This window comes from Aureimonas altamirensis, from assembly GCF_023702225.1.
Taxonomy (GTDB): Bacteria; Pseudomonadota; Alphaproteobacteria; order Rhizobiales; family Rhizobiaceae; genus Aureimonas; species Aureimonas altamirensis_B.
Genome location: NZ_JAMQCO010000003.1, coordinates 421,151 through 447,271, shown reverse-complemented (window position 1 = coordinate 447,271; position 26,121 = coordinate 421,151). Strand labels below are relative to the sequence as shown.

At 66.5% G+C, this 26,121-nt stretch carries 26 protein-coding genes; 18 read left to right on the top strand and 8 right to left on the bottom strand.

Annotated elements, in window-relative coordinates; translation table 11 throughout:
• Window positions 1-119 precede the first annotated feature (119 nt).
• The 4 genes from NDN16_RS07325 to NDN16_RS07310 all read left to right on the top strand — a co-directional run bounded on the left by NDN16_RS07325 (window position 120) and on the right by NDN16_RS07310 (window position 5,754).
• Window positions 120-953 carry a TIGR01459 family HAD-type hydrolase gene (locus NDN16_RS07325; RefSeq protein WP_251112948.1) on the top strand — a complete coding sequence of 278 codons (834 nt, stop codon included), beginning with the start codon at window positions 120-122 and terminating at the stop codon, window positions 951-953.
• A complete protein-coding gene (locus tag NDN16_RS07320; protein ID WP_251112947.1) occupies window positions 950-1,948 on the top strand; it encodes a bifunctional riboflavin kinase/FAD synthetase in 999 nt (332 codons plus the stop codon). Before NDN16_RS07325 ends, NDN16_RS07320 begins: the two co-directional genes overlap by 4 nt.
• A gap of 79 nt (window positions 1,949-2,027) precedes the next feature.
• Window positions 2,028-4,991 (top strand): isoleucine--tRNA ligase, encoded by a 2,964-nt coding sequence (gene ileS, locus NDN16_RS07315; protein WP_251112946.1) that lies wholly within the window; start codon window positions 2,028-2,030, stop codon window positions 4,989-4,991.
• A 112-nt stretch (window positions 4,992-5,103) separates the two neighbouring features.
• A complete protein-coding gene (locus tag NDN16_RS07310; protein WP_251112945.1) occupies window positions 5,104-5,754 on the top strand; it encodes a hypothetical protein in 651 nt (216 codons plus the stop codon).
• Here the strand turns inward: NDN16_RS07310 and NDN16_RS07305 are convergent.
• Complete coding sequence (locus tag NDN16_RS07305) at window positions 5,751-6,194, bottom strand: nucleoside deaminase (RefSeq protein ID WP_251113024.1); 444 nt, start codon at window positions 6,192-6,194, stop codon at window positions 5,751-5,753. The genes NDN16_RS07310 and NDN16_RS07305 overlap by 4 nt on opposite strands.
• Before the next feature lie 132 nt (window positions 6,195-6,326).
• On the opposite strand from NDN16_RS07305, the gene NDN16_RS07300 reads away from it, so the two are divergent.
• From NDN16_RS07300 to NDN16_RS07280, 5 genes are all read left to right on the top strand, one after another.
• A complete protein-coding gene (locus NDN16_RS07300) occupies window positions 6,327-7,976 on the top strand; it encodes a pseudouridine synthase (RefSeq protein WP_251112944.1) in 1,650 nt (549 codons plus the stop codon).
• Between the two features lie 9 nt (window positions 7,977-7,985).
• Entirely contained in the window at window positions 7,986-8,582 is a 597-nt protein-coding gene (gene rsmD / locus NDN16_RS07295) for a 16S rRNA (guanine(966)-N(2))-methyltransferase RsmD (RefSeq protein WP_251113023.1), read from the top strand.
• Window positions 8,583-8,649: 67 nt separating this feature from the next.
• On the top strand, window positions 8,650-10,176 hold the full coding sequence (locus tag NDN16_RS07290) for a M16 family metallopeptidase (RefSeq protein ID WP_353050200.1): 1,527 nt from the start codon (window positions 8,650-8,652) through the stop codon (window positions 10,174-10,176).
• A 5-nt stretch (window positions 10,177-10,181) separates the two neighbouring features.
• Window positions 10,182-11,522 carry a M16 family metallopeptidase gene (locus NDN16_RS07285; RefSeq protein ID WP_251112943.1) on the top strand — a complete coding sequence of 447 codons (1,341 nt, stop codon included), beginning with the start codon at window positions 10,182-10,184 and terminating at the stop codon, window positions 11,520-11,522.
• Window positions 11,523-11,532: 10 nt separating this feature from the next.
• A complete protein-coding gene (locus tag NDN16_RS07280; RefSeq protein ID WP_251112942.1) occupies window positions 11,533-12,423 on the top strand; it encodes a patatin-like phospholipase family protein in 891 nt (296 codons plus the stop codon).
• Window positions 12,424-12,432: 9 nt separating this feature from the next.
• On the opposite strand, the gene NDN16_RS07275 is transcribed toward NDN16_RS07280, so the two are convergent.
• From NDN16_RS07275 to NDN16_RS07250, 6 genes are read right to left on the bottom strand one after another with little or no spacing between them, the layout of a single operon-like run.
• Window positions 12,433-12,786: a RidA family protein gene (locus NDN16_RS07275; protein WP_251112941.1), complete on the bottom strand. Its 354-nt coding sequence runs from the start codon at window positions 12,784-12,786 to the stop codon at window positions 12,433-12,435.
• A 13-nt stretch (window positions 12,787-12,799) separates the two neighbouring features.
• On the bottom strand, window positions 12,800-13,540 hold the full coding sequence (locus tag NDN16_RS07270; protein ID WP_251112940.1) for an amino acid ABC transporter ATP-binding protein: 741 nt from the start codon (window positions 13,538-13,540) through the stop codon (window positions 12,800-12,802).
• A gap of 4 nt (window positions 13,541-13,544) precedes the next feature.
• A complete protein-coding gene (locus NDN16_RS07265) occupies window positions 13,545-14,234 on the bottom strand; it encodes an amino acid ABC transporter permease (protein ID WP_251112939.1) in 690 nt (229 codons plus the stop codon).
• A gap of 1 nt (window position 14,235) precedes the next feature.
• On the bottom strand, window positions 14,236-14,958 hold the full coding sequence (locus tag NDN16_RS07260; RefSeq protein WP_251112938.1) for an amino acid ABC transporter permease: 723 nt from the start codon (window positions 14,956-14,958) through the stop codon (window positions 14,236-14,238).
• 4 nt (window positions 14,959-14,962) lie between these two features.
• On the bottom strand, window positions 14,963-15,874 hold the full coding sequence (locus tag NDN16_RS07255) for an amino acid ABC transporter substrate-binding protein (RefSeq protein WP_251112937.1): 912 nt from the start codon (window positions 15,872-15,874) through the stop codon (window positions 14,963-14,965).
• Window positions 15,871-16,803: a LysR family transcriptional regulator gene (locus NDN16_RS07250; protein WP_251112936.1), complete on the bottom strand. Its 933-nt coding sequence runs from the start codon at window positions 16,801-16,803 to the stop codon at window positions 15,871-15,873. Before NDN16_RS07250 ends, NDN16_RS07255 begins: the two co-directional genes overlap by 4 nt.
• A gap of 216 nt (window positions 16,804-17,019) precedes the next feature.
• Between NDN16_RS07250 and NDN16_RS07245 the strand changes: the two genes are divergently transcribed.
• Window positions 17,020-18,258 (top strand): NAD(P)/FAD-dependent oxidoreductase, encoded by a 1,239-nt coding sequence (locus tag NDN16_RS07245; protein ID WP_251112935.1) that lies wholly within the window; start codon window positions 17,020-17,022, stop codon window positions 18,256-18,258.
• An 18-nt stretch (window positions 18,259-18,276) separates the two neighbouring features.
• On the opposite strand, the gene NDN16_RS07240 is transcribed toward NDN16_RS07245, so the two are convergent.
• The gene (locus tag NDN16_RS07240; protein WP_251112934.1) at window positions 18,277-19,314 is read right to left on the bottom strand and encodes a DNA topoisomerase IB; all 1,038 of its coding nucleotides are present in this window, start codon (window positions 19,312-19,314) and stop codon (window positions 18,277-18,279) included.
• Window positions 19,315-19,445: 131 nt separating this feature from the next.
• Here NDN16_RS07240 and NDN16_RS07235 point away from each other — a divergent pair, with 131 nt between their 5' ends.
• The 8 genes from NDN16_RS07235 to NDN16_RS07200 all read left to right on the top strand — a co-directional run bounded on the left by NDN16_RS07235 (window position 19,446) and on the right by NDN16_RS07200 (window position 26,096).
• Complete coding sequence (locus NDN16_RS07235; RefSeq protein WP_251112933.1) at window positions 19,446-19,655, top strand: DUF2945 domain-containing protein; 210 nt, start codon at window positions 19,446-19,448, stop codon at window positions 19,653-19,655.
• Window positions 19,656-19,726: 71 nt separating this feature from the next.
• A complete protein-coding gene (locus NDN16_RS07230; protein WP_251112932.1) occupies window positions 19,727-21,064 on the top strand; it encodes a TldD/PmbA family protein in 1,338 nt (445 codons plus the stop codon).
• 2 nt (window positions 21,065-21,066) lie between these two features.
• Window positions 21,067-21,852, top strand: coding sequence for a 3'(2'),5'-bisphosphate nucleotidase CysQ (locus NDN16_RS07225; protein ID WP_251112931.1), 786 nt, complete (start codon window positions 21,067-21,069; stop codon window positions 21,850-21,852).
• Between the two features lie 57 nt (window positions 21,853-21,909).
• Entirely contained in the window at window positions 21,910-22,149 is a 240-nt protein-coding gene (locus NDN16_RS07220) for a DUF4170 domain-containing protein (protein WP_251112930.1), read from the top strand.
• Window positions 22,150-22,180: 31 nt separating this feature from the next.
• Window positions 22,181-22,972 (top strand): lysophospholipid acyltransferase family protein, encoded by a 792-nt coding sequence (locus NDN16_RS07215; RefSeq protein ID WP_251112929.1) that lies wholly within the window; start codon window positions 22,181-22,183, stop codon window positions 22,970-22,972.
• Window positions 22,965-24,299, top strand: a complete 1,335-nt coding sequence (waaA, locus tag NDN16_RS07210; RefSeq protein ID WP_251112928.1) for a lipid IV(A) 3-deoxy-D-manno-octulosonic acid transferase — start codon at window positions 22,965-22,967, stop codon at window positions 24,297-24,299. The genes NDN16_RS07215 and waaA overlap by 8 nt, the downstream gene beginning before the upstream one ends.
• On the top strand, window positions 24,296-25,324 hold the full coding sequence (lpxK, locus tag NDN16_RS07205; protein WP_353050199.1) for a tetraacyldisaccharide 4'-kinase: 1,029 nt from the start codon (window positions 24,296-24,298) through the stop codon (window positions 25,322-25,324). The genes waaA and lpxK overlap by 4 nt, the downstream gene beginning before the upstream one ends.
• Before the next feature lie 145 nt (window positions 25,325-25,469).
• The gene (locus NDN16_RS07200; RefSeq protein WP_251112927.1) at window positions 25,470-26,096 is read left to right on the top strand and encodes an NYN domain-containing protein; all 627 of its coding nucleotides are present in this window, start codon (window positions 25,470-25,472) and stop codon (window positions 26,094-26,096) included.
• Window positions 26,097-26,121: the final 25 nt, after the last annotated feature.

Sequence of the window (26,121 nt, the reverse complement as noted above, 5' to 3'; positions counted from 1 at the left end):
CAAAGGCGGCTCGCGCCGAGGTTGACGCGGCGGGACGGGAAACGTACGCCATCACCCATTGGCCGGCATCCAGGCATGCCGGCACTGCAGGAACAGGGTGCGGAATGGATTCGGGACCGATGATCCCCAGGAGAATCGACCGGCTTTCGACGATCGCCGGTTCCTACGATGTCATCTTCTGCGATGTGTGGGGTGTCGTCCACGACGGCGAAGTGAAATCGCCGCAGGCGGAGGCCGCCCTTCTGGATGCGAAGCGCGCCGGCTGCCGCGTCGTTCTTCTGACGAACTCGCCCAGGCCGGGCGAAGGGGTGCGCGCGCAGCTCGACGCATTGCACGTCACGCGTGATGCCTACGATACGATCGTCACCTCCGGCGACGCCACGCGGGCGCTGATCGCCGAGGGGCCGGACACGATCTTCCATATCGGCGCGCAGCGGGACCTGGATCTCTATGCGGGCCTGGACGTGCGGCTGGTGCCGGAGCAGGAAGCGGAGGCCGTCGTGGTGACGGGCCTCTTCGACGACGAGAAGGAGACCCCGGCCGATTACGCCGACATGCTCTCCCGTCTCGCCGCGCGCAACCTGCCGATGATCTGCGCCAACCCCGATATCGTCGTGCATCGCGGCCCGCGCCTGATCTATTGCGCCGGCGCACTTGCCGCCGAATACGAGAAGCGTGGCGGAACCGTCCACCTGGCGGGCAAGCCGCACCGTCCCATCTACGAGGTCGCGGCCCGCGCCGCAGAGCTGGCGGGTGGGCGGCTTCTGTGCATCGGGGACGGGCTCTATACCGACATACGCGGCGCGAACGCCTATGGCGGCGATGCACTTCTGGTCGAGAAGGGTATCCACGAGCAGGATCTCGCGCCCTTCGGCGCCGATATGCAGGCCCTTGCCGACGAGCTGACGCGGCGTCGCCTGCAGGCGCGATACGTGACGGGCTCGCTCGCATGACAGCGTCCGGGCGCATCCTGCGCCTCGATGCCGCCGGCGCCTTGCCTGCCGATCTGCGCGGGGGCGTGGTGGCGATCGGCAATTTCGACGGCGTGCACCGCGGCCATCAGGCCGTTCTTGGGGCCGCCGCGGAGATTGCCGCGCAGGAGCGGCTGCCGCTGATCTGCCTGACGTTCGAGCCGCATCCGCGCACGGTGTTCCGGCCGCAAGAGCCCGTGGCGCGCCTGACGCCTGCCCCGCTGAAGGCCCGGATCCTGAAGGAGCTCGGCTTCGATGCGGTGGTGGAGCAGCCCTTCACCCGCGACTTCGCGTCGGCCACGGCGGAAAGCTTCATCGAGGATTGCCTGCTTGGCGCCCTGGGCGCACGCCATGTCGTGGTGGGATACGATTTCCGGTTCGGCGCCCGGCGTGCCGGTACGGCAGAGACGCTGGCGGCCGATTGCGGACACAGGAATGTCGGCGTGCGGGTGATCGCCGAGTTCGACGACGAGGGCGGCGCGGTGGTCTCGTCCTCCCGCATCCGGTCGGATCTGTCGGTCGGCGACGTTGCGGGGGCGAACGCGCTTCTGGGCTACCGCTGGATCGTCGAGGGCGAGATCGTCCATGGCCGCAAGCTGGGCCGCACGCTGGGCTACCCGACGGCGAACATGACGCTTCCGCACGATACGCTGCTGATGCAGGGCATCTATGCCGTCAAGCTGGCGCGGGCGGACGGCGTGGCCATGCCCGGCGTCGCGAGCTTCGGTCGTCGCCCGACCTTCGATGGCGGCGCGGCGCTGTTCGAAACATACGTCTTCGACTTCGACGACCGGCTCTACGGAGAGACGGTCTCCGTCTCGGTCTTCGGCCGCTTGCGGGGCGAAATGCGCTTCAACGGTGCCGATGAGCTGGTTGCGCAGATGGATCGCGACTCGGAAGAAGCGCGGGCGCTGCTGTCCGGCGCCAAGCCGCTCTCGCCGCTGGATGCGCGGCTTTCCTTCGGCGGTGCCGGCTGAATTTCTCTTTATAACATGCCGGTCTTGCACTAGAAACTGCGCCACCGAAGCCGGTCCATCCCGACAAAAAGCCTGATCCATGACCAAAGACGCCTTCGATTACGCCGCGACCCTCTATCTGCCGCAGACGGATTTCCCGATGCGCGCGGGCCTGCCGGACGCCGAGCCGAAATGGATCGAGAAGTGGGACTCGATGGATCTGTACGGCACGCTGCGCCAGGCCGCGAGAGGCCGGCCGAAATACGTGCTGCATGACGGGCCCCCTTATGCCAACGGCAACCTTCATATCGGCCATGCCCTGAACAAGGTGCTGAAGGACGTCATCACCCGCTCGTTCCAGATGCGGGGCTTCGATTCCAATTACGTGCCCGGCTGGGATTGCCACGGCCTGCCGATCGAATGGAAGATCGAGGAACAGTATCGCGCCCGCGGCCTGAACAAGGACGAGGTGCCGATCAACGAGTTTCGGCAGGAATGCCGCGAGTTCGCGGCCCATTGGGTGGGCGTCCAGTCCGCCGAGTTCCGCCGCCTGGGCGTCGAGGGCGACTTCGCCAACCCTTATCTGACGATGGCCTACGAGGCCGAGTCCGTCATCGCCGGCGAACTGCTCAAATTCGCCATGAGCGGCCAGCTCTATCGCGGCTCCAAGCCGGTGATGTGGTCGGTCGTGGAGCGCACGGCCCTGGCCGAGGCGGAAGTGGAATACCAGGACCACGAGTCGGACACGATCTTCGTGCGGTTTCCCGTGCGCGGGGTGGGTCCGTTCGCCGGCGCCGCCGTCGTGATCTGGACGACGACGCCCTGGACCATCCCCGGCAACCGCGCCGTGACCTACAATCCGCGCATCGCCTACGGTCTCTACGAGGTGACGGCGCCCGAGTCCGCGGAGGCGCCGCGCTGGGCCCATCAGGGCCAGCGCTACCTCATCGCGGACGCATTGGCAGGCGACGTCATGGCGAAGGCCCGCGTGCCGGAGGGCGGCTATGTGCGGCTGGCCGACGTGCCTGCTGCGGCGCTCGAGGACATGGTGCTCGACCATCCGTTGCGGGATTGGCGCCCCGAGGGTGCTTTTGCCGCCGCCGGCGAGCCCTATGCGTTTCCGGTGCCTCTTCTCGTGGGCGCCCATGTGACCGACGATGCCGGCACCGGCTTTGTGCACACGGCCCCCGGCCACGGCACGGAGGACTTCGAGGCGTTCATCGATGCGCGCCGGACGCTGGAGCGGCGCGGCATCGACACGACGATCCCGTTCACGGTCGATGACGACGGCTTCTACACCAAGGATGCTCCGGGCCTCGGACCGGATGCGCCCGAAGGCGCCGCCCGGGTCATCGACGACAAGGGCAGGAAGGGCGACGCGAACAAGCGCGTCATCGACGCCCTGGTGGAAAAGGGCACGCTGATCGGCCGCGGTCGCCTCAAGCATTCCTATCCGCATTCCTGGCGCTCCAAGAAGCCGGTCATCTACCGCAACACGCCGCAATGGTTCGTCCATATGGACAAGGATCTCGGCGGTGGGGGCGACGACACGCTGCGCGACCGTGCGCTGAAGGCCATCGACGACACGCGCTTCGTGCCTGCTACCGGCCAGAACCGCCTGCGCGGCATGATCGCGGACCGGCCCGACTGGGTCCTGTCGCGCCAGCGCGCCTGGGGCGTGCCGATCTGCGTCTTCGTCGACGAGGACGGGGCCATCCTGAAGGACGAGGGCGTCAACGCCCGCATCCTCGCGGCGTTCCGGGAAGAGGGGGCGGATGCCTGGTTTGCCGAGGGCGCCAAGGAGCGTTTTCTCGGCAATGGCCACGACGCCCGGCGGTGGACCATGGTCCGCGACATCCTGGACGTATGGTTCGATTCCGGCTCCACCCATGCCTTCGTGCTGGAGCAGCGGCCCGATCTGAAGTGGCCGGCCGACCTTTATCTCGAAGGGTCCGACCAGCATCGAGGCTGGTTCCACTCCTCGCTGCTGGAAAGTTGCGGAACCCGCGGTCGTGCGCCCTATGACGCCGTCCTGACGCACGGCTTCGTCATGGACGAGGACGGGCGCAAGATGTCCAAGTCGCTGGGCAACATCGTCACGCCGCAGGAAGTCATCAAGCAGTCCGGCGCGGATATACTGCGTCTCTGGGTGGTGTCCTCCGACTATTCGGAGGATCTCCGGCTCGGCAAGACGATCCTGCAGACCAATGTCGACGCCTACCGCAAGCTGCGCAACACCATCCGCTGGATGCTGGGCACGCTCGCGCATGATCGGGGCGAGACGGTGCCCGTGGCCGAGATGCCGGAGCTCGAGCGGCTGATGCTGCATCGGCTGTCCGAGCTTGAAGCCCTCGTGCTGAAAAGTTACGACGCGTTCGACTTCAAGCGGATCGCGCGCGCACTGCTCGATTTCGCGGTGGTGGAACTGTCGGCCTTTTATTTCGACATCCGCAAGGACGCTCTCTACTGCGATGCACCGTCATCCTTGCGCCGCAAGGCCGCGTTGCAGGTGGTGCGCGAAATCTTCGACAGGCTGGTGACCTGGCTGGCCCCGCTTCTGCCGTTCACGATGGAGGAAGCCTGGCTGGCGCGTCATCCGCAGGCAAGGTCCGTCCACCTCGAACAATTCCGGCCCGCAGGCGCCGACTGGCGGGACGAGGCGCTGGCCGGCCGGTGGCGTGACGTCAGGCGGGTTCGCCGCGTGGTAACCGGCGCGTTGGAGGAAGAGCGGCGCGCCAAGCATATCGGTTCTTCGCTCGAAGCCGCGCCGGTGGTGCATATCGAGGACGCCGCTCTGGCCGCACTGGTCGAATCGCTCGATCTTGCGGAAATCGCGATCACCAGCGCTATCGCGGTTACCACCGCTCCGGCGCCGGCCGATGCCTTCCGGCTGGCCGATACGCCCGGCGTCGCCGTGGTGAACCGGCTGGCCGAGGGCCGTAAATGCGCGCGATCCTGGAAGATATCGCCCGATGTCGGCTCCGACCCGGACTATCCGGATGTCACCCCGCGCGATGCCGAGGCGCTGCGCGAGCTGAAGGCGCTGGGTGTGGCTGTCGCCTGACCGCCGCCTTGCATTATCGGCCCGGAAATCTGTAATTTAGCCGCAGTTGAGTGTAAGGAGGCCCGGAAGCATCGGCCGGATGGTCTGCGATGCAACGGGGATTGGAAGGTTCATGAGCATGAAGAACGCGAGCCGCGCCATACGCCTGGCCATGCTCGGCACATGCGGGCTCGCCCTCGCCGGTTGTGTCGGCCCGACCTACGGAACCGGTACGACGCAGGGCGCACAGCTCCTGAACGACCTGGACAACATCGTGTCGCTCGGTTCCAGCGACAGCAAGCAGCCGATCAACTATCAGCCGCGCCCCGAACTGGTTAAGCCGCAGAACCTCAACCAGTTGCCTCCGCCGCGCGACGCTTCGGTGGCGTCCGCCGACCCGAACTGGCCGGTTTCGCCCGAAGTCCAGCGCGCGCGCCGCATGGCTGCCGCCGAATCGACGGCGGGCGATGCCGCGTTGCCGGCGGACTATCGCACGGGGGTGCAGGCGCCGGCCGGCGGCAACACGCGCCTCGGCGACAGCGAAGGCTCGTGGATCGATCCGCGCCGGCTCGGCCGCGAGGGCCAGCAGGCGCAGCAGGCCCGTGCGACCCAGTACGGCACGCCATCGGAGCGCCGCTACCTGTCCGAGCCGCCGCTCGCCTATCGCCAGCCCGCCGCCGGCGCTCCCGTGGGAGACCAGGGCGTGGACGAGTCGGTCAAGGAGCGCCGCTCCAAGGGAACCAGGACGCTCGGCTCTCGTATCCGCGACGCGCTTCCGTTCTAATCCTGCTGGGGCTCGCGCCTCTGGCGGAAGAACTCCGTCAGGATTTGGGCGGATTGCGTCTCCGCGATGCCGCCATAGACATCGGGCGCGTGATGGCAGGTCGGCTGCGCGTAGAACCGGCCCCCGTGCTCGACACCGCCACCCTTGGGGTCGCCTGCGCCGAAGTAAAGCCGGCGCACCCGCGCAAACGAGATCGCCGCCGCGCACATCGCGCAGGGCTCCAGCGTCACATAAAGGTCTGCGCCGGGCAGCCGCTCCTGGCCCAGGGCGTCGCAAGCGCGCCGGATCGCCAGGATTTCGGCATGGGCAGTCGGATCGTTCCGGGCGCGCGTCTCGTTGCCGGCGCGGGCGACGATGCAGCCATCCATGACCAGCAACGCGCCCACCGGCACCTCGCCGCGCGCGCCGGCGGCCACCGCTTCTTCCAGCGCGGCCTGCATGAATTCGGTGCCGTTCAATTCGTGTGACCCCTCGTGTGCGTAGGCCGGACCTGATAGAGCATTTTCAACGAAGGTGGGAGCGTGTTGTGCCTGACGACGCGTCCCGCCCAGACAGATGACGTGGATCGAACGATGAACGACAAGGACGGCCGCGACGACAAGCGGCAGAGGGATGGCCGCCGGCCGGGGCAAGGCGCGGGGCGCCAGGGTGCGGGCGGCGACAAGAAGCCGTTCAAGCCGCGCAGTCACGGCATGAAATCGCATGGCGGGCACGATGCGGACGGCGCTCCGAAGAAGCCGCGCAGCTATGGCCGTCTGTCGCATGAAGCCGGTGGCCGGGACGACGACAGGCGAGGCGGGTTCGGCAAGGACGGGGAAAAGCGGGGCGGCTTCGGCAAGCCGCGCGCCTTTGCCGAACGGGCGGATGCACCGCATACAGCACGTCCGCCGCGCGATGCGGCGCCGGAGGATGTCGGCACGATGCGCATCGCCAAACGGCTGGCGCGTGCCGGCGTCGCCTCGCGCCGCGACGCCGAGGGCATGATTGCCGACGGCCGTGTGCGGGTAAACGGAACCTTGTTGGACAGCCCTGCCGTCGATGTCGGACCATCGGACCGCATCGAGGTGGATGGTGCGCCGCTGCCGGCCATCGAGCGGACGCGCCTCTGGCTGTTCCACAAGCCGGCCGGGCTGGTGACCACCAATCGCGACCCCGAAGGGCGGCCGACCGTCTTCGACCGCCTACCGGAGGACATGCCCCGCGTGCTCAGCATCGGGCGGCTGGACATCAACACCGAGGGCCTGCTGCTGCTGACGAACGACGGCGGCCTGTCGCGGACGCTCGAATTGCCGGCCACGGGGTGGCTTCGGCGCTACCGGGTGCGGGTTCATGGTTCCGTGTCGCAAGCCGCCCTGGACGAGCTCCGGCAAGGCATCGCCATCGACGGCGTCTTCTATGGCGCGGTCGAGGCGACGCTCGACCGCGAGCAGGGCTCGAACGCCTGGCTGACGGTGGGCTTGCGCGAGGGCAAGAACCGAGAGGTGAAACGCATTCTCGGGCATCTGGGCCTGGAGGTGAACCGCCTGATCCGTGTTTCCTTCGGCCCGTTCCAGCTTGGCGAACTGGCCGAAGGCGCGGTGATGGAGGTGAAAGGGCGCACCCTCCGCGACCAGCTCGGCGCGCGGCTGATAGAGGAATCGGGCGCCAATTTCGATGCGCCCATCGTCAACGAATTTTCCAACAAGCCTGTGCGCACCGAAAAGCGCGATGCGCCGGAGCGCCGCCGCGCCGATGGCGCCGACGGTGAATGGATCACCGTCGGGGACATGAAGCGCAAGCCGAACCGCAAGCGTTCGGATGCCGCGTTCCGTGAAAACGGCCTGGCCCGCCTGGATACGAGGCCGGGGGGCGATCGCGGTCCGCGTCGCGAGCGCGACGACAAGCCCTTCCGCGAGGGACGGCCGGATCGGCGCGAGCGCCGGGATGGCGATGGCGAAGAAGCGCCGCGTCCACGCCGGCCCGCCCCGTCGACGGGGCGCCGTTCGGCGAATGTGTGGATGGCGCCCGGTGCCCGCGCCATCGGGCCCAAGCGCAAGGAAGCCCTGGAGGAAGGCGCGCGCGCCGAGGGTAGCCGCCCGCCCCGTTCCGGCAGGCCGGACCAGAAGGGCCCGCGCGGCGACGGGCCGAAAGGCGATGGGCCCAAGCGGAGCGGCCAGAGGCCGGGTGGCCCGAAGGGGAGCGGCCCCCGGCCGGGCCGTCCCGGCCCGTCCCGCGGACGCTGAGCCGGCATGCTGCGCATCGTCGCCGGCGCGTTCAAGGGGCGGGCGCTTGCGGGGCCGAAAAGCGACGCGATCCGCCCGACGTCCGAACGCCATCGCGGCAGCCTGTTCGACATACTCGAACATGGCCTGGCTTTCGACATGACGGGCGTGCGGGTGCTGGACCTTTTTTCCGGCACGGGGGCGCTCGGGCTGGAGGCGCTGTCGCGCGGCGCGCGCGCCTGCGTCTTCGTGGAAGAGGGCGTGGAGGGGCGGGGTCTTCTGCGCACCAATATCGAGGCATTGGGGCTGGGCGGACGCACGAAGGTTTTCCGGCGGGACGCGACACGTCTCGGCCCGGCCGGCACGCTCGAACCGTTCGACATCGTGATGGCCGACCCGCCCTACGGTAGACGTCTCGGGGAGGCTGCGCTGGATGCGGCGCTTTCCGGCGGCTGGCTGCGGGCGGACGCGCTTGCGGTGCTGGAAGAAGGGAAAGGCGCGTCCTTTTCGCCCATCGCCGGTTTCGACCTTCTGGACGAGCGGGACATGGGGGCCAGCGTGCTGCGTTTGCTGCGCGTGTCGCAAGAGTGGAGCGAAAAATCCTCGGCGCGCCTTACAAAAACGTAAATTGCGCGTTGCTGGTGGATTGGACATATCTCGACCCGACCGTCGAGCTCCAAAGGATGTGAGACCCTTGATCGCCAGAGCCATTCATTCCTCGTCGTCCGGAAGCGCCCGCCTGCGGCGTCTGCTCATGGTTTCCGCCATGGCTTTCGGCCTCTCCGCCGGCCTGGTGCCGGCCTCCTTCGCACAGACGCCGGCACCGGACGCGCCTACCGCCACCTCGACCGCCGAGGAGGCGGCCGCCAAGGCGGAGGCGATGCGCCCCGATATCGAAAGCTTCATGCTTGACAACGGCTTGCAGGTCGTCGTCATTCCCGATCATCGCGCGCCGGTCGTTACGCAGATGGTCTGGTACAAGATCGGCTCGGCCGACGAGCCCCCCGGCCAGTCCGGCATCGCGCATTTCCTCGAGCACCTGATGTTCAAGGGCACGAAGAACCACCCGGCAGGCGAGTTTTCGGCGGCCGTGTCCGATATCGGAGGCGAGGAGAACGCCTTCACCTCCTACGACTACACGGCTTATTTCCAGCAGGTTCCCGTTTCCGCCCTGGAACAGATGATGCAGTTCGAATCCGACCGGATGGCCAATCTGGTGCTGGACGATGCCGCCGTCCTGCCCGAGCGCGACGTCATCCTGGAAGAGCGGCGCATGCGCGTGGACAACGATCCCGGATCGCAGCTCGCCGAGGCCATGGGCGCGACCCTGTTCGTGAACAGCCCCTACGGCACGCCGATCATCGGCTGGCAGAGCGAGATGGAGAAGCTGTCGCGCGACGACGCCATCGCCTTCTACGACCGGTATTACACCCCGAACAATGCGACGCTGATCGTGGCCGGCGACGTCACGGCCGACGCGGTCCGCGCACTCGCCGAGAAGACCTTCGGGCAGGTGGCGCGCCGGGCCGATCCGGGCCCGCGCGACCGTCCGCGGGAACCGAAAGCCCTGACCGAGCGCACCGTCACGCTGCGGGACGCGCGCGTCACGCAGCCAAGCGTGCAGACGGCCTACGTCGTACCGTCGGAGCGTACGGCGGAGGGGCGCCAGTCCGAGGCGCTGGACATACTGGCCGACGTATTGGGGGGCGGCTCGACCAGCCGGCTCTACCGCGCGCTCGTGATCGACAATCCCATCGCGGCCGGGGCGGGCGCCTACTACCAGGGCGACAGCCTGATGGAAGGCCAGTTCATCACCTACGGTACGCCGCGCGGGGCAGCCGATATCGAGACGTTGAAGACCGCCATCGACGCGGAACTCGAGAAGATCGTCACGGACGGCATCACGGATGCGGAACTGGCCGCCGCCAAGAATCGCGTGCGCAATGCCCTGATCTATCAGCGCGACAGCCAGACCTCGTTGGCCCGCCGGTACGGGGTCGCCCTGTCGACGGGCCGGACGGTGGAGGATGTCGAAAGCTGGCCGGAGCGGATCGAAGCGGTGACGGTCGACGACGTACAGGCGGTCGCCCGGGAATATCTGTCCGGGGTCGGCGCCGTGACCGGATATCTTCTGCCTGCCGACGACGCAGGGCAGCCGGCTGACGCGCCGGCAGCGGCAAACCCGCCTGCCGCACCCGCCGCAACCGATATCGAGGGCTGATCGCCATGTTCCGTTTTTCGAAGTTCCGGCCCTCCATGGCCGTGCGTGGCGGTCTTGCATTCCTGCTGACGGCGACGGCGGGGCTGGCGGCAACGCCGGCCTCCGCCATCGAGATCCAGGAAGTGACCAGCCCCGGCGGCATCCATGCGCTGCTGGTGGAGGATTACACGAACCCGCTGATCGCAATGCGTTTCGCCTTCAAGGGTGCGGGCTCGACCGAGGATCCGGCCGGCCGGGAGGGCATGGCTAATCTGCTGTCCGGCCTTCTGGACGAAGGGGCGGGCGATATCGAGAGCCAGGACTTCCAGTCGCGGCTGGACGAGTTCGGCGTCAGCCTCTCCTTCAACGCGGCCTACGATAATTTCGCAGGCAATTTCCGCACCATCGTCGAGCATGAGGATGTCGCCTTCGACCTGCTGCGCCTGGCCGTGAACGAGCCGCGGCTCGACGAAGAGCCGGTAGACCGCATTCGCGGACAGATCGCGACCGGCATCATCGCCAGCCGCAACGACCCCGGCACCCTGGCCGGCGAAGCGTTTCGCCGCACGGTGTTTCCGGACCACCCCTATTCCCGCCCCACGGAGGGCACCGTCGAAAGCCTGAACGCCGTGACGGTGGACGATCTGCGCCACTTCCGCGACACGGCCTTTGCCAAGGACAATCTGGTCGTGGGCGTCGTCGGCGCCATCGACGCCGAGCGCCTCGGCGAACGGCTGGACGAGGTGTTCGGCCCGCTGCGCGATACCGCCGAGTTGACGACAGTGCCGGATATCGAGCCGGTAATGGGGGCGCGCGAGCATGTCGAGCTGGCTGTTCCGCAGACGACGATCCAGTTCGCACTGCCCGGCATCGCGCGGGACGACCCGAAATTCTTCGATGCCTATCTGATGAACCATATCCTCGGCGGCGGTACCTTCTCGTCCCGCCTGTACACCGAAGTCCGCGAAAAGCGGGGGCTGGCCTACGGCGTCGGCTCCTATCTGGTCGATTACGATCATGCGTCCTTCCTGGCGGCCTCGACGGCGACGCGGGCCGACAGGGCCGGCGAGAGCATCGACATCATCCGGCAGGAGATGGCGCGGCTGGCCGATGAGGGGCCGGGAGACGAGGAACTGGCAAAGGCCAAGGCCTATGTGAAGGGGGCCTATGCGGTGCAGAACCTGTCGTCTTCCCTGTCCATCGCCTCCACGCTCGTGGGTATCCAGCTGGACGGGCTGGGCGTCGATTATATCGACAAGCGGGAAGGCCTCATCGACGCGGTCGATGCCGAGGGGGTGAAGGCAATGGCGAAAGAGCTACTGACACCGGATCCGACCATCATAACGGTTGGCCAGGACAACGGCTGAGCGGATCGCCATGGACGAGGCCGTCGCACCCGTCATGGACGACCAGCCGCCGCCACGCGGGAAGCCGCGGATCGGGCTTGCGCTCGGCGGCGGCGGCGCGCGCGGCATAGCCCATATCCACGCGCTGCATGCTTTCGACGATCTGGGCATAAAGCCGCACAGGATCGCGGGGACGTCCATCGGCGCCCTGATCGGCGCGGCCTATGCGGCGGGAATGCCGGCAGCCGTGATCGAGGAGTTCGTCGTCGATACGCTTGGCAACAAGCGCCTCGTCGCCGGCCGTCTCTGGCGGACGCGGCCGGCCAGCTTCGCGCAGTTCATGGCCGATGGTGGCGTGCGCCTCGGCCAGTTGAACGCCGAGCGGGTGGTGGGAGCGTTCCTGCCGCTGGAACTGCCGTCCCAGTTCGAGGACCTGTCGATCCCGCTGGCCGTCACGGCCACGGATTTCTATTCCGGCCGGGTGATGTCGCTGGAGAGCGGCGATCTCGTCAGCGCCATAGCCGCTTCCGCCGCCTTGCCCGCGATCTTCCGGCCGGTGCGGCGGGAAGGCATCGTGCTGATCGACGGGGGGATTTGCGATCCGCTGCCGTTCGACCTTCTCGCCGGGCGTGTCGATCTCAATATCGCGGTCGACGTGACCGGCGGGCCGCTGGAATCGGCCGGCGGCCTGCCGACGCCGACCGAAGCGATGTTCGGTGCATCGCAATTGATGATGCATGCGATCATCCAGGCAAAGCTTGCGTCATCCCCGCCCGACCTGGTCGTAGCACCGCCCGTCAGCCGCTATCGTGTCCTGGATTTCCTGCGGGTGCGTATGATCCTGAAGGACACGTCCGGCCTGCGCGAGGAGATGAAACGCAAGATCGCCGCCTTGTGCGAGCTTCACGACATGCACCTGTGAGCTGGTCGTTCAGACGGCCGCGATGACGGCCACCTCGACCCTCGCACCGACCTGCAGCTCCGCCTGCACGCAGGCGCGCGCGGGCAGGCGGCCGGGCACGACCCACTCGTTCCAGACGGCGTTGAAGTCGGCGACGTCGCCATTGACGTCCACCAGCCATATCGTGGCCGACAGGAGTTTGCCTTTGTCGCTTCCCACGGCGGCAAGCCGGGCGTCGATCTGCGCAAGAACCTGTTCCGTCTGTCCGCGCATGTCCTGGCCGACGTCGGCCGGCACCGCGCCCGCGACGTAGGCGACGCCGTTGTGAACCACGACGTCGGAACGATGCTTGAGATTGTCCGGATTGCTGTAAGTCATGTCCATTCCAGATGTCCTGCTAGTGAGACAAAATCTTCGACAGGAACTGGCGCGCCCTGTCGCTGCGGGCTCCGTCGAAAAACGTGGTCTTGTCCGTATCCTCGACGATCTCGCCGGCATCCATGAAGACGACACGGTTGGCGACCTTGCGGGCGAAACCCATTTCATGGGTAACGACCATCATGGTCATGCCCCCATGCGCCAGCTCCACCATCACGTCCAGAACCTCGCTGACCATCTCCGGGTCGAGCGCCGAGGTCGGCTCGTCGAACAGCATGACGATGGGGTCCATCGCCAGGGCGCGGGCAATGGCCACCCGCTGCTGCTGCCCGCCCGACAATTGGCCGGGAAACTTCTCGGCATGGGCAAGAAGACCGACGCGATCCAGGAGCCGCCGGGCGTTGTCCCGCGATGCTTCGGCAGAGCGGGACAGAACCTTGCGCGGACCGATGCAGAGATTGTCCAGGACCGTCATGTGCGGAAAAAGTTCGAAGTGCTGGAACACCATGCCGACCCGGGCCCGCAGGCGGGGCAGGTTGGTGCCGCGTGCCGTGACGTCCGTGCCGTCCACGACGATCGATCCGGATTGCACGGGCTCCAGCGCGTTGATCGTCTTGATCAGGGTGCTCTTGCCGGAGCCCGATGGGCCGCACACCACCACCACCTCGCCCTTGGCGACGGCAAGCGAGCAGTCCTTGAGAACCTGGAAGGTGGCGTAATGCTTGTTGACGCCCGACAGGCTGACGACGGGTTCGGACATATTCTCAGACCCTTGTAGCGTTGGCTATGCGCAGCCGCTTGACGAGGCGGGAGGCGACGAAACAGATGACGAAGTAGATCACGGCTGCGGTGACGTACATTTCCACCAGGCGCCCATCGCGCTGGGCAAGCTGCGAGGAGGCGCCCAGGAGGTCGGTCAGGCCCAGAACGTAGACCAGCGACGTGTCCTGGAACAGGATGATCGTCTGAGTCAGCAGAATCGGCAGGACTGCGCGAAAGGCCTGGGGCAGGATGATTTCCGCCATGACTTGCCGACGCTTCAGGCCGATGGCGAGGCCAGCCTGCATCTGTCCGGCGGCTACACTGTTGATGCCGGAACGGACGATTTCAGCGAAATAGGCGGCTTCGAAGGCGATGAACGTGATGAGCGCGGATTTGAATGCCCCCACCTGGACCGGATAGTCCGAGCCGGTGATCCATTGCGCGATGTACGGTACCAGAAAATAGAACCAGAAGATCACCAGCACCAGCGGCAGGGCCCGGATGACGTTGATGTAGGTGGCGGCGATCCGGTCGAGCACCGGATTGCCGGATACGCGCATCAGGGCAAGGAGCGTGCCGAAGACGATGCCCCCGATCGTCGCAAGGACGGTCAGCGTAACGGTGAACCAGAGGCCCTGGCCGAGGATGTAGGGGAGCGCGGCATACACCGCTCCGAAATCGAAGTCGGCCATGTCAGCGGGATCCCTTGATGCGCAGGCGTCTTTCGACGATCGTCGCCAGCCATGTCGCGAGAAGGTTGAGCAGCAGGTAGACAAGGGTTGCGGCGATGAGCGCCTCGAAGACCTGATACGACAGTTCCTGCATCTGGCGCGCCGCGGCGGTCAGCTCGATCAATCCGATCGTCAGGGCGACGGACGTGTTCTTGATCGTGTTGATCATGTCGTTCGTCAGGGACGGAAGCATGATCCGGCAGGCGATCGGCAGCAGTATGTAACGATAGGACTGCCATCGGGTCAGGCCGATGGCCGTCGCCGCCGCAGCCTGCCCGCGAGGCAGGGATCTGATCCCCGCCTCGACGCCGACCGCAACGCGCGCGGACATATAAAGGCCGATGCCGATCGCTGCCGTGACGAACGGGCCGTTCGGCATCTGCTTCAGCCAAGTGCCCATGGCGGCCGGAAGGAGTTCCGGAAGCACGAAGAAGAACAGGAACAGGTGGACGAGCAGGGGGATGTTGCGGAAATACTCCACCCAGAATCCCGAAAGCCACCCTGCCGCCCGCCCCGGAAGCGTGCGCGCTATGCCGATGGCGAAGCCGAAGGCAAGCGCGATCAGGCAGGCGACGGCCGCCGTGGCCAGTGTCATCGAGAGGCCGCGGAGCAGCAGGTCCATATAGGTCCCGCTGCCGTCGGCTGCCTCCTGCCAGAATATGCTCCAGTTCCAGTTGTAGTTCATGGTGCTAGCCGGCGTAATCGTCGGGGTTGGAGCTGTTGGTGGGGGTCTCGAATGCCTTGCGCATCGCTTCCGGCATCGGCAGGTTGAAGTTCAGCCCGCGCGGCGGGACCGGCTGGGTGAACCACTTGGCGTAGGTGTCGTTGATCTTGCCGCTTGTGTAGTATTCCGCCGTGGCCGCATCGACCACCGTCTGGAACGGAGCGTCGTCCCGGCGCAGCATGATGCCGTAGGGCTCCGGCTTGGCGAAGGCCTCTTCGCTGATCATGTAAAGCGAAGGATCCTTGGACGCCGCGATCACGATGGCAAGCTGCGCGTCGTCCATCACGAAGGCGTCTGCGCGGTTCGTCTCGAGCATCAGGAAGGCTTCGGCCACGTCCTTGGCCGGCAATACCTGTGCATTCAACTGCCGCTGGTTATTCTCCCGCGTGATCTGGGTCAGGTTCACCGAGCCCGAAACCGAGACGACGCGCTTGCCCGCCAGATCGTCGATCGTGTTCAGCCCATCGCTCTTGCGCGCGGCGAAGCGGCTGGCAGTCAGGAAGTGCGAGTTGGTGAAGGCGACCTGCCGCGCGCGATCCGGGTTGTTTGTCGTCGATCCGCATTCGAGGTCGATCGTGCCGTTGAGCATCAACGGAATCCGGTTCGACGAGGTGACCGGCGTTTCGTTGACGGTCAACGTCTCCATCTGGAGCTCGTCTTTCACCTTCTCCACGATGTAGTCGCAGATATCGATGGCGTAACCGACGATCTGCTGCTGGTCGTCGATGTAGCTGAAGGGCAGGGCGCTGTCCCGGACGCCGAGGGTTATCGCGCCCGTGTCCTTGATCTTCTTCAAGGTGCCCGTCAGGTCCTGTGCCTGCGCCGCGCCGGTGACGGACAGCAGGGACAGCGCCAGCAATGCGATCGTCTTCTTCATGTCATTGCCTTTTCGTTTCGGAGAGAGGGAGAAGGAGAGGAGAAAACGAGCGGTCCGCCGCTTTCGAGCCGCTGCATGAGCCGCAGCGTCAGCGGGTTTTCGGAGCGCTTGTCGGCAAGGGCCACGATGTCGACATCGAGCGACCATGCGCCGTCGTCGTCGAGCGGTACCAGTTCCGGATCGCGGTCGACGGTGCTGGCGGGGAGCCACGCCACGCCCAACCCCGCGGAGGCGAGATCGCGCAGGATATCGGCCATGTGCGACTCGGCGACGATGTTGCCGTGGAGTTTCGTTGGAGCCTGCGTTTCGATCGTGTCCACGAGGCGGCTGAAGAAGACGCCCTTGCGATAGGCAAGGATCGGCATGGGGGCGCGCTCGGAGCCAGGCCACGCGATCTTGTCCCGAAGATCGCGGCGGGCGAACGGCCTGACGCGCTCCGAGCCGACCTTCAGTCGCATGAAGCGCTCGCTGTCGATGATGATGGGATGTGCCGGGCTGTGCCAGTTGATCAGCACGTCCGTTTCGCCGGATACCAGCGCCGTGAACATCGCATGCGTGTCGCCGGGCTCGATGCTGAAGCGCATGCGTTCGTCGGCCCATTGGGACGTCCATCGGCCGATATGCCTGATCGCCAGCGCGAAGGGCAGGCTGATGCGCAGGAGGCCGGTCGGCCGCTCGTCCGAAACGTCGAGCATCGCGCTTCTCAGCTGGGGAAGGATCTCGATGAGCCGGGTGCGAAAACGCCGGCCGGCGTCCGTCAGCTCGAATGGGTAGGTTCCACGGTCGATGAGGGGCGACTTGAGCTGGTTTTCGAGGGATTGGATGCGGCGGCTGAAGGCGGCCTGCGACGAGTTGCGCAACTCCGCAGCGCGTGTGAAGCTGCCGGTTTCGACGAGCATCAGGAAATCGTACAGCCAGCGAATATCCAAGCGCTCTCGATCCGTCCGCAAGGTTTGTCGTTCCCACAAGCCTAGTGACGGGGTGGGGAAGCGTCCAATGCAGATAATGCATAACAGTTATACAGTGATGAATTTTTATACATTCGACTTATGCGAAATTTGCATTGGACCGGACACCCCGGTGTTCCGCTTATTGCGGCCGGTGGCGAACAACGCATCTCGGTCAAGGCAATGCTCGGAAAACAGGTGATCATACTCGGGGGTGGTGTCGTCGGTCTTTCGACAGCGCTGCATCTCCAGCGCCGCGGCATCGCCTCGGTGGTCGTGGACCGCGCAGACATCCGGCTGGCTGCATCCTATGGCAATGGCGGCCTGATCCAGCGAGAGGCGGTCTTTCCCTATCGCTTTCCCCGCGCCGTGCGTCCGCTGCTGAGGATGATGCGGAACAGATCGATAGACGTTTCCTACGAGCCGGCAGCGCTTCCCGGCCTTGCCGCCCGCCTTTTGCGCTACTGGGCCGCTTCCGCGGAAACACCCTATGCGCGCACCGTCGAGGCCACGGCGCCGCTCATCGCGAGCTGTCTCGACGAGCATCGCGACCTGGCGGACGAAGTCGGCGCCGCCGCCCTGCTGCGGCCCATCGGCTGGCACCGCGCCTATACGACCGCCGAGGGGCTGGAGGCCGCCATTGCGGTGGCCGAACATGCGAAGGCCGCCTACGACGTCAACTTCCGTGTCGTCGGTCCGGATGCCCTGGCCAGCGAAGAGCCATCGTTCCGAGCGCGCAGGGCCGGCGCGATACACTGGACCGACAGTCTCTCGCTCAGCGATCCGGGGGCGCTGCTGGAGGCCTATCGCGCGCGGTTCGAGGAGACCGGAGGCGAGGTGATCGACGCCGACGCGATGCAGGTGGAACGCCATGGCGCCGGTTGGCGCCTGCGTCATGCCACGGGCGCCGTGGAGGGGGCGGAAGTGGTGGTGGCGATGGGGGCGGCCTCTGCCGCCCTTGCGCGCCGTTTCGGGATTTCCGTGCCGCTTTTCGGAAAGCGCGGCTACCACATGCATTACCACCTGCGCGACGGCGAGCGGCTCAACCGACCGATCCTCGACGATGAAAGCGGTTTCCTACTCTCTCCGATGGCAAAAGGCGTCCGCCTGACCACCGGGGTCGAGTTTGCCCGCCCGGGTCGCGCGCCGACACCCGTTCAACTCGAGAGGGCCGAAAAGGTGGCCGGGCGCCTCATCCCGATCGCCGGGCGTGCCGAACCGGCCCCCTGGATGGGTACGCGGCCCTGCATGCCCGACATGCTTCCGGTCATCGGATGCTCGCACCGCCTGCCCGGGTTGTGGATGGGGTTCGGTCATGGGCATCAAGGCATGACCCTCGGACCGACGACGGGCCGATTGCTGGCCGAAATGATCGCCGGCGTCCCGCCTTTCCTGAAGGTGAATGCCTATAGCCCGGATCGGTTCGCCCGCCGATAGGGAACGTGTCGGACGCCTTCAGCCCCGGCGCGCGGTCTCTTCGAGAAATCGCATCAGGCCGGTTTCGGCCTTGCTGAGGCCCTGCCGGGCGCGACCCTTCATCAGATCGAAGTCCAGCTCCTGCGCTTCGAACGCCGTGACGATGCCGGGATGCACATAGGACGAGCGCGCAACGGACGGCGTGTTGCGCAGGACATCGCTGACGGCGCGCATGGCCGCCGCCACCGCCCGCCGACGTTTCGGCTCGGTATCGGCCGACGGGCCGACCTCGTCTATGAGATAGCGCAAGGCCTCGGCCGACCCGCGAAAGGTGCGGAAGTCCTTTGCCGAAATGCGTGCGTGGCCGGCGGCATGGAGATAGTCGTTCAGCCGGTTGGCCGTCAGGATATGATTTTGCCTGTCCGATCCCTGGAAACGGAACAGGCGCTTGCCGCCGCCCTTCCGCATCTTGGCCAGACCGTTGACGAGCCGCCTGTCGCGGATTTCGACCGTCTGCTGCTTGCGGGATTTGCCGACGAAATCCAGCACCGCGCCATTGCCGCGCATGCGCAGGTTGCTCTTCTCGAGGGATGCGACGCCCCGGCCGCCGTCGATCGCGTACTTCTCGTGGCCCGGCCGCATGGACGACAGGTCGATCAGCCGCACGGCAGTCGCCGCCGCCAGCTTCTCGTCCGGCTTGCGGCGGCGCATGTCGCGGTCGATCCGCCGGCGCAACTGCGGCAGGGTGCGGCCGAAGCGGAGCAGGCGCTCCGTCTTCACGGCGTTGCGTACGTTCACCCATATGTCATGGTAGCGATATTGCAGGCGGCCCTTCTCGTCTCGCCCCGTAGCCTGGATATGGCCGTTTTCCTCGACGCAGATCCTGACGTCGCGCCAGGCCGGCGGCAGCACCAGCGCCTTGACCCGGGCCTTCAACCTCTTGTCCTGGATCGCGTCGCCATTGGCAAAGCAGATCCGGTGCCCCTTGCCGTGCGGCCTGCGCTCTACCTGGAAATCGCCCGGATCGACGATTGTCAATCCGTTTGCGGTGGCATGGAACTCGAGTGTCTTGGTCATGGGTTGCATCATCCGCTCCGGCCATTGGAAACGGGCGGTGCGCCATGCCGGTTCCTGCGGCGACGTGTCCCGGGAACGCGTGTCCGTCCGCACGATTGCCCCTCATGAACGCAAGACCGGGAGTGCGCGCGATGTATCGCAAGGGACAGAAGGTGACTTGGACGTGGGGCAACGGCACTGCCGAGGGAAAGGTCGAGGAAAAGTTCACCGAAAAGGTCACCCGTACGATCAAGGGAAAGGCGATCACGAGGGACGCCGACAAGGACAATCCTGCCTATCTTGTCGTGCAGGAGGACGGCGCGAAGGCGCTCAAGTCCGAATCGGAACTGTCAAAGGCCTGAACGGCATGCGCCGGGTTGATGGATGACGACCAACTGATACATGTGGACGGGAAGAATTCCGGGCCGAATCCATGCACGAAAAGACAGAACGCCTCCTGAACGCGGGACAGGACATCATTCGCGCAGCCTTGCGCCACGGGGCCGATGGTGCGGACGCGGCGATATCGCAATCGCGGTCGCGCGCGGTTCAGGTCCGCCTCGGCAAGCTCGAGGAGGCGGAATCGTCCGAATCCGACAGCATGTCCCTACGGGTTTTCGTGGACAGGCGCGTGGCGACCGTCAATGCCGACCTGTCCGGAGATCTCGACAAGGCCGCTGAACGCGCCGTCGCCATGGCGCGCGTGTCTCCCGCCGACCCGTATGCCGGCCTTGCCGAGCCGGACAGGCTCGCCACGGAATTTCCCGATCTCGACCTTTACGACGATACCGATATCGCCACCGTCGACCTGATCGAGCAGGCGCAGGCGCTGGAAGCAGCCGCCCGTTCGGTCGCGGGCGTGACGAATTCGGGCGGAGCCAGCGCCTCATGCGGGTTCGGCGGCTTCGTGCTGGTAACCTCGGACGGCTTTTCCGGAACACGTGCGCGCTCGGCCTATTCGCGCTCGGTCAATGTGATCGCGGGCGAAGGCACCGCGATGCAGCGGGACCACGATTTCGATTCCCGCATCCATTATTCCGACCTCGACTCATCCGAGACGATCGGCCGGAATGCCGGCGAGCGGACGGTGCGCCGCGTGAACCCGGCAAAGATCGAAACGGGCCGCTATCCCGTCGTTTTCGATCCGCGCATGGCGCGAGGGCTGATCGGCCATCTGGTCGGCGCCATAAACGGTGCGGCCATCGCCCGCGGAACGAGCTTCCTGCGCAAGCGGATGGGCATGCGCATCCTGCCGGACACCATCTCGATAACGGACGATCCGCTTCTGGCCCGCGGCTGGGGCTCCCGTTCGTTCGATGGCGAGGGCGCGGCTGCGGCGGCGCTGCAGCTGGTCACGGACGGCGTCCTCGTCAACTGGTTGCTGGACGGCGCCACCGCCCGCGAACTGGGTCTGGAGCCTAACGGGCGGGCTTCCCGCAGCGGCGGCGGCGTCTCTCCCTCGGCTTCCAATGTCATTCTGTCGGGCGGTCAACGTCCCGTTGCGGAGCTTCTGGCGGAAGCTGAAGGGGGCATCTACGTCACCGAACTGATCGGGCATGGGGCCGATCTGGTAACGGGCGACTACTCGCGGGGGGCATCCGGATTCCGCATCCGGGGTGGTCAGCTTGCCGAGCCCGTGGCAGAATTCACCATTGCCGGCAATCTTGCCGACATGCTCCTCAAGATATCCCCCGGAGACGACGTGGACAGGCGCTTCCCGATCATGTGCCCGACCATCGGGGTCGGCGAGATGACCGTGGCCGGGGTCTAGGCGTGCGATCCGTCGACGATCTCGTCCTGCTCCAACGTGCGGCCGGCGAGGCCGCGCGGATCGCGCTCGATTATTTCAGGCGCGATCCGGAGGTGTTCTGGAAGGAGGGAAACTCTCCCGTCAGCCAGGCGGACCTTGCCGTCGACGGCTTCCTGCGGGACTTCCTGTTTTCCGCGCGGCCGCGCTACGGCTGGGTCTCGGAAGAGACGGCTGCAGAGCCGCCCAGCGGCTCCGAGGAACGCTTTTTCGTTGTCGATCCGATCGACGGAACGAGGTCGTTCCTGCGCGGCGAAACCACCTGGTGCGTGGCCCTGGCCATCATCGAGGGCGGCCGCCCGACGCATGGCGTGATCCACGCTCCCGTCACCGGCGAGATCTTCACCGCCATCGCCGACGGACCGGCGCTCGTCAACGGCCAGCCGCTTGCAGAGCTGCCGCAGGCGGCCGAGGGCCGCATGACGCTGTCCCTGCCCGATGGCGTCCGGCGCCGGTTGGGCGCGGCGGATACGGCGAACATCGACCTCGCCCCGTCCATACCCTCTCTCGCCTATCGTCTGGCGCAGGTGGCGCGCGGCCGGCTCGACGGAACCATCGTCCAGCCGAGGGCGAACGATTGGGATATCGCGGCCGCCGACCTGATCCTGGACAGGGCGGGCGGCGCGCTGCTGAATGCCGCCGGCCAGCGCCACAACTACAACTTGACGCCACGACGCCACGGCCTGCTGGTCGCCGGTGGAATGGGCGTGCTGCCGCGCCTGCAGGAGATCGCTGCTTCCTTGCACGAATAGCCGGTTTCGTGGCAAGCATCCCGGCGAGAGCAGCATGGCCGACAAGGACGACTGACGATGATTGAAGAGAGCATCCCCAAGCAGAGGCTGCATCTGGTTTTCGGTGGCGAGTTGGAAAGCCTCGACGGTCTTTCCTTCCGCAACCTCGCCGACCTCGACATCGTCGGCATCTTCCCCGACTACTCGTCCGCGCTGGCGGCGTGGCGTGGCAAGGCGCAGGCTACGGTGGACAATGCCGCCATGCGCTACTTCATCGTGCATATGCACCGTCTGCTGGAGCCGGAAGCAGGCGCATGATGCGCGGCTGCCACGGGTGATGAGAGACGGCGTGCCATCGGACGACCAGCAGGGCGAGACCGGCAGACAGCGCGGGGACAGGCGGCGCTTCCTGCGCCGGAAACTGCGCGCGCTCGGCCGTTCCGGCGCGGCGGTGCGCATCGGCGGGGCCGCCATATACGGCGTGCTCCAGGCGATCCGGGCCACGCAGCGCATCGCGGACGGCTCGTCCGACTGGCGCGGCATCCTGGCCAGGGAGCATCCCGCTATCGTTGCGCTTTGGCATGGCCAGCACCTTCTGGCCCCCTTCTTCAGGCCTCGCGAATTGCCTTATGTGGCGCTCCTGTCGCGCAATGTGGATGCGGCCATCAACGCCGACGTCGTCGAGCGGTTCGGTATCGGCACCGTGCGCGGGTCGGGCGGACGGGTCCGGCACGCAGCGTCCGAAAAGGGCGGCGTGAAGGCGCTGATCCAGCTTCGGCGCTTCCTCAAGGAGGGATACGGCGTCTGCATGATCGCCGATGTTCCGAAGGGCACCCCGCGGGAGGCCGGTCTTGGGGTGGTGACGCTGGCGCGCCTGTCCGGCCGCCCGATCATTCCCGCCGCCGCGGTGACGAGCCGCAGGCATGTCGTGCAGCGTAGCTGGGACAAGACCACGATTCCGCTGCCGCTGGGCCGGATGGCCGTGTGGATGGGAGAGCCCATCCATGTTCCTGCCGATGCCGACGATGCGACGATGGAAGAAATCCGCCGGCAGGTCACGCTGGCCATAGAAACGGCCAACCGCCGCGCCATCGCATTGGCCGACGGCGTTCAGGCAGAGGCAGGTATCGCGCATGAGTGACGGCTGGGCGCGTGGCGTTCTGACCACGTACAGGCTTGTCGGGTCCCTCGCATATCCGATGCTTGGAGCCTATGTCGGCTGGCGGGCGGCACGCGGCAAGGAAGACCCCCGGCGACGGCGCGAGCGATATGGCTTCACCGATGCCGAACGCCCCGAGGGCGGGCCGCTGGTGTGGATCCACGCCGCTTCCATCGGCGAAAGCGCGGCCGTCGCGCCGCTGGTGCGCGAGATCGCCAACGAAGGCTTCAACATCGTCATGACGACGGGCACCGTCACCTCGGCCGCCATCGTGCGGGAGCGCCTGTCCGACGCCGTCATCCACCAGTATGTGCCGCTGGACCTGAAGCCATCCGTGGGGCGCTTCCTGGACCATTGGCGGCCCGATCTCGCCATCGTCGCGGAAAGCGAGATCTGGCCGATGACGCTGATGGAACTGACCAAGCGTCGCATACCGCAGGTGCTGGTCAATGCGCGTCTGTCGGACCGTTCCTTCCGGCGCTGGCGCGCCGTGCCGGCGCTGGCCGAGGCCCTCCTTGAGAACCTTTCGCAGATCGTGGCGCAGTCGGACGTCGACGGCGAGCGGTTCCACATGCTGGGCGCCCGCAGCGTCACGGTGGCCGGCAACCTCAAGGCCGATACGGCGCCGCCGCCTTTGCCGGACCGCGAGGCAGCCCTGGCGCTGGCGCAGGCCATTGCCCGGCGTCCCACCTTCGCCGCCGTTTCCACCCATGCCGGCGAGGAGACGATCATCGCCGACGTGCATCGCACGGTCGCCGAGCGGCTACCGCGCCTGATGACGATCATCGTGCCGCGCCACGTGGAGCGCGCGCCGGAGATCGCCAGGGAACTGACGGCCAGGGGCTTGCGCGTCGCCCGCCGCTCGCAGGGGGAAATGCCCGACCCGACCACCGATATCTATCTGGGCGACACGGTCGGAGAGATGGGCCTCTATCTGCGTCTGACGGAGGTGGCCTTCGTGGGCCGTTCCCTGGCCGGGGAGGGCGGGCAGAACCCGCTCGAAGCCGCGATGCTGGGCACGGCCGTCCTGTCCGGGCGTTATGTCCAGAACTTCCGGGACATCTATCAGCGCCTGATCAAGAACGGCGGCGCGCGTATCGTCAAGGACGGCGGGCAACTGGCCGAAGAGGTCGAGCTTCTCCTGACGGATGCCGAGGCGCGCGCCGCGATGAGCGCCGCCGGCAAGGCGAGCGTGCAGGAAATGCGCGGCGCCCTGTCCCGCACGATGCAGGCGCTGGAGCCATTCCTGCACCCGCTGCGCCTCGCCCTCAACTTCGAGCGTCGGCAGCGCGGCGATCCGCGCCGATGATGGGTGGCGAAACCCCTGCCTTCTGGTGGGGTGGGCCGCAATGGGCGGCGATGGCGTTGCGGCCCGTGTCTGCGGTCTACGGGTCGATCGCGCGTCGGCGCATGGACCGGGGGGTCCGCGAGGCGGTGGACGCACCCGTCCTGTGCGTCGGTAATTTTACGGTCGGCGGCGGCGGGAAGACGCCGACGGCGTTGGCCATGGCAGGCGCAGCGGAAGCTTGCGGCCTGCGCCCCGGCTTTTTGTCGCGCGGCTATGGCGGGTCTGCCGCCGGTCCGCTGCTTGTGGATCCGACCGCCCATGCGGCGCGGCTCGTCGGCGACGAGCCCCTGCTTCTGGCGGCCCGGGCCCCGACCGTGGTGGCGAAGGACAGGGGCGCAGGCGCGCGTTTCCTGATGGAGACCGCCGGCGTCGATTTCATCATCATGGACGATGGCTTCCAGAGCGCCCGGCTGCGGATCGACTTCGCTCTTCTGGCCATCGATGCCGGGCGTGGGCTCGGAAACGGGCAGGTGGTGCCGTCCGGCCCTCTGCGCGCTCCACTGAAAGACCAGATCCGCCACGCGGATGCCCTCCTGGTGATCGGGGAGGGCGCCGCCGGGGCACAGGCCATCCGCCTGACCGCACGGGGCGGCAAGCCCGTCTTCGAGGCGCGCCTGGAGCCGCTTGCCCATGCGCTTGCCGGACGGCGGGTGCTGGCGTTCGCGGGCATTGCCGATCCGGAGAAATTCTATCGATCGTTGCGCGCCGCCGGAGCGGACCTCGTGCGAACGCGCGATTTTCCGGATCATCACCCGTTGCAGCCGGCGGAAATCTCGGAACTGATGGCCGATGCCGCGCGCGACGCGCTGCACCTCGTCACCACGCGCAAGGACGCCGTGCGCATGGCGGGGGAGGGCGATTCCGCGCAGCGGCTTCTGGCCGAGACGAGCGTACTGGACGTCGATCTCGTCTTCGAGCCTTCGACCCTCGGCGCCCGCTTCGTGGCCGAAACGCGCGAAGCCTTCCACCGCCGGAAGTTCGGCTAGCGGCGGACGATACGACCCGGGAAAATGCAACCAGTAGTTTATTGACCCGGCTCGTCAAAGAGCGCAAACAAGCCTTACTTGCTCCCCGTCGGACCTGGCCGCCTCATGGCGGTCCCCGGCGGGGTTTTCATTTGTGGGGTCGCGTATGTCGAACGTTGCGCCGGCGAAGATCGCGATGGCCTTTTTCGATGGCCAGAACCTGTATCGTCATGCCAAGGACGCTTTCGGCCACCATCACCCCAACTACGATCCCGTCAAGCTGCATTCCGCTGTCTGTGCCGCACATGGCTGGCGGTCGAATTTGATACGTTTCTATACCGGCGTTCCCGATGCGCGGCGCGATCCGGTATGGGCAGGTTACTGGAATAATCGTGTCCTTGCGATGAAGCGCGCCGGGATCAATGTAACAACCCGAAAAATTCGCTATCACGACGAGCAGGTCACGATCGACGGAGCGACCACGACCGTAAGCTCCAGTCGCGAGAAGGGGATCGACATACGGATCGCACTCGATCTAGTGGCCTGCGCGCGGCGGTCGGAGTTCGATGTCGCGGTACTCTTCAGCCAGGACCAGGATCTGCACGAAGTCGTTGCCGAAGTCAGGGATATTGCCCGGTGCCAGAACAGACAGATCGAAATCTGTTGCGCTTTCCCATCGGGAGAGAACGCTTCGTCGAAACGCGGGATCGACAAGACGAACTGGTTCAGGATCGAGCGAAGCCTCTACGACGCATGTCTTGACTCCCACGACTATAGGCCGCGCGATAGCTGATTTGGCAGCCGCCGGAAGTTCGGCT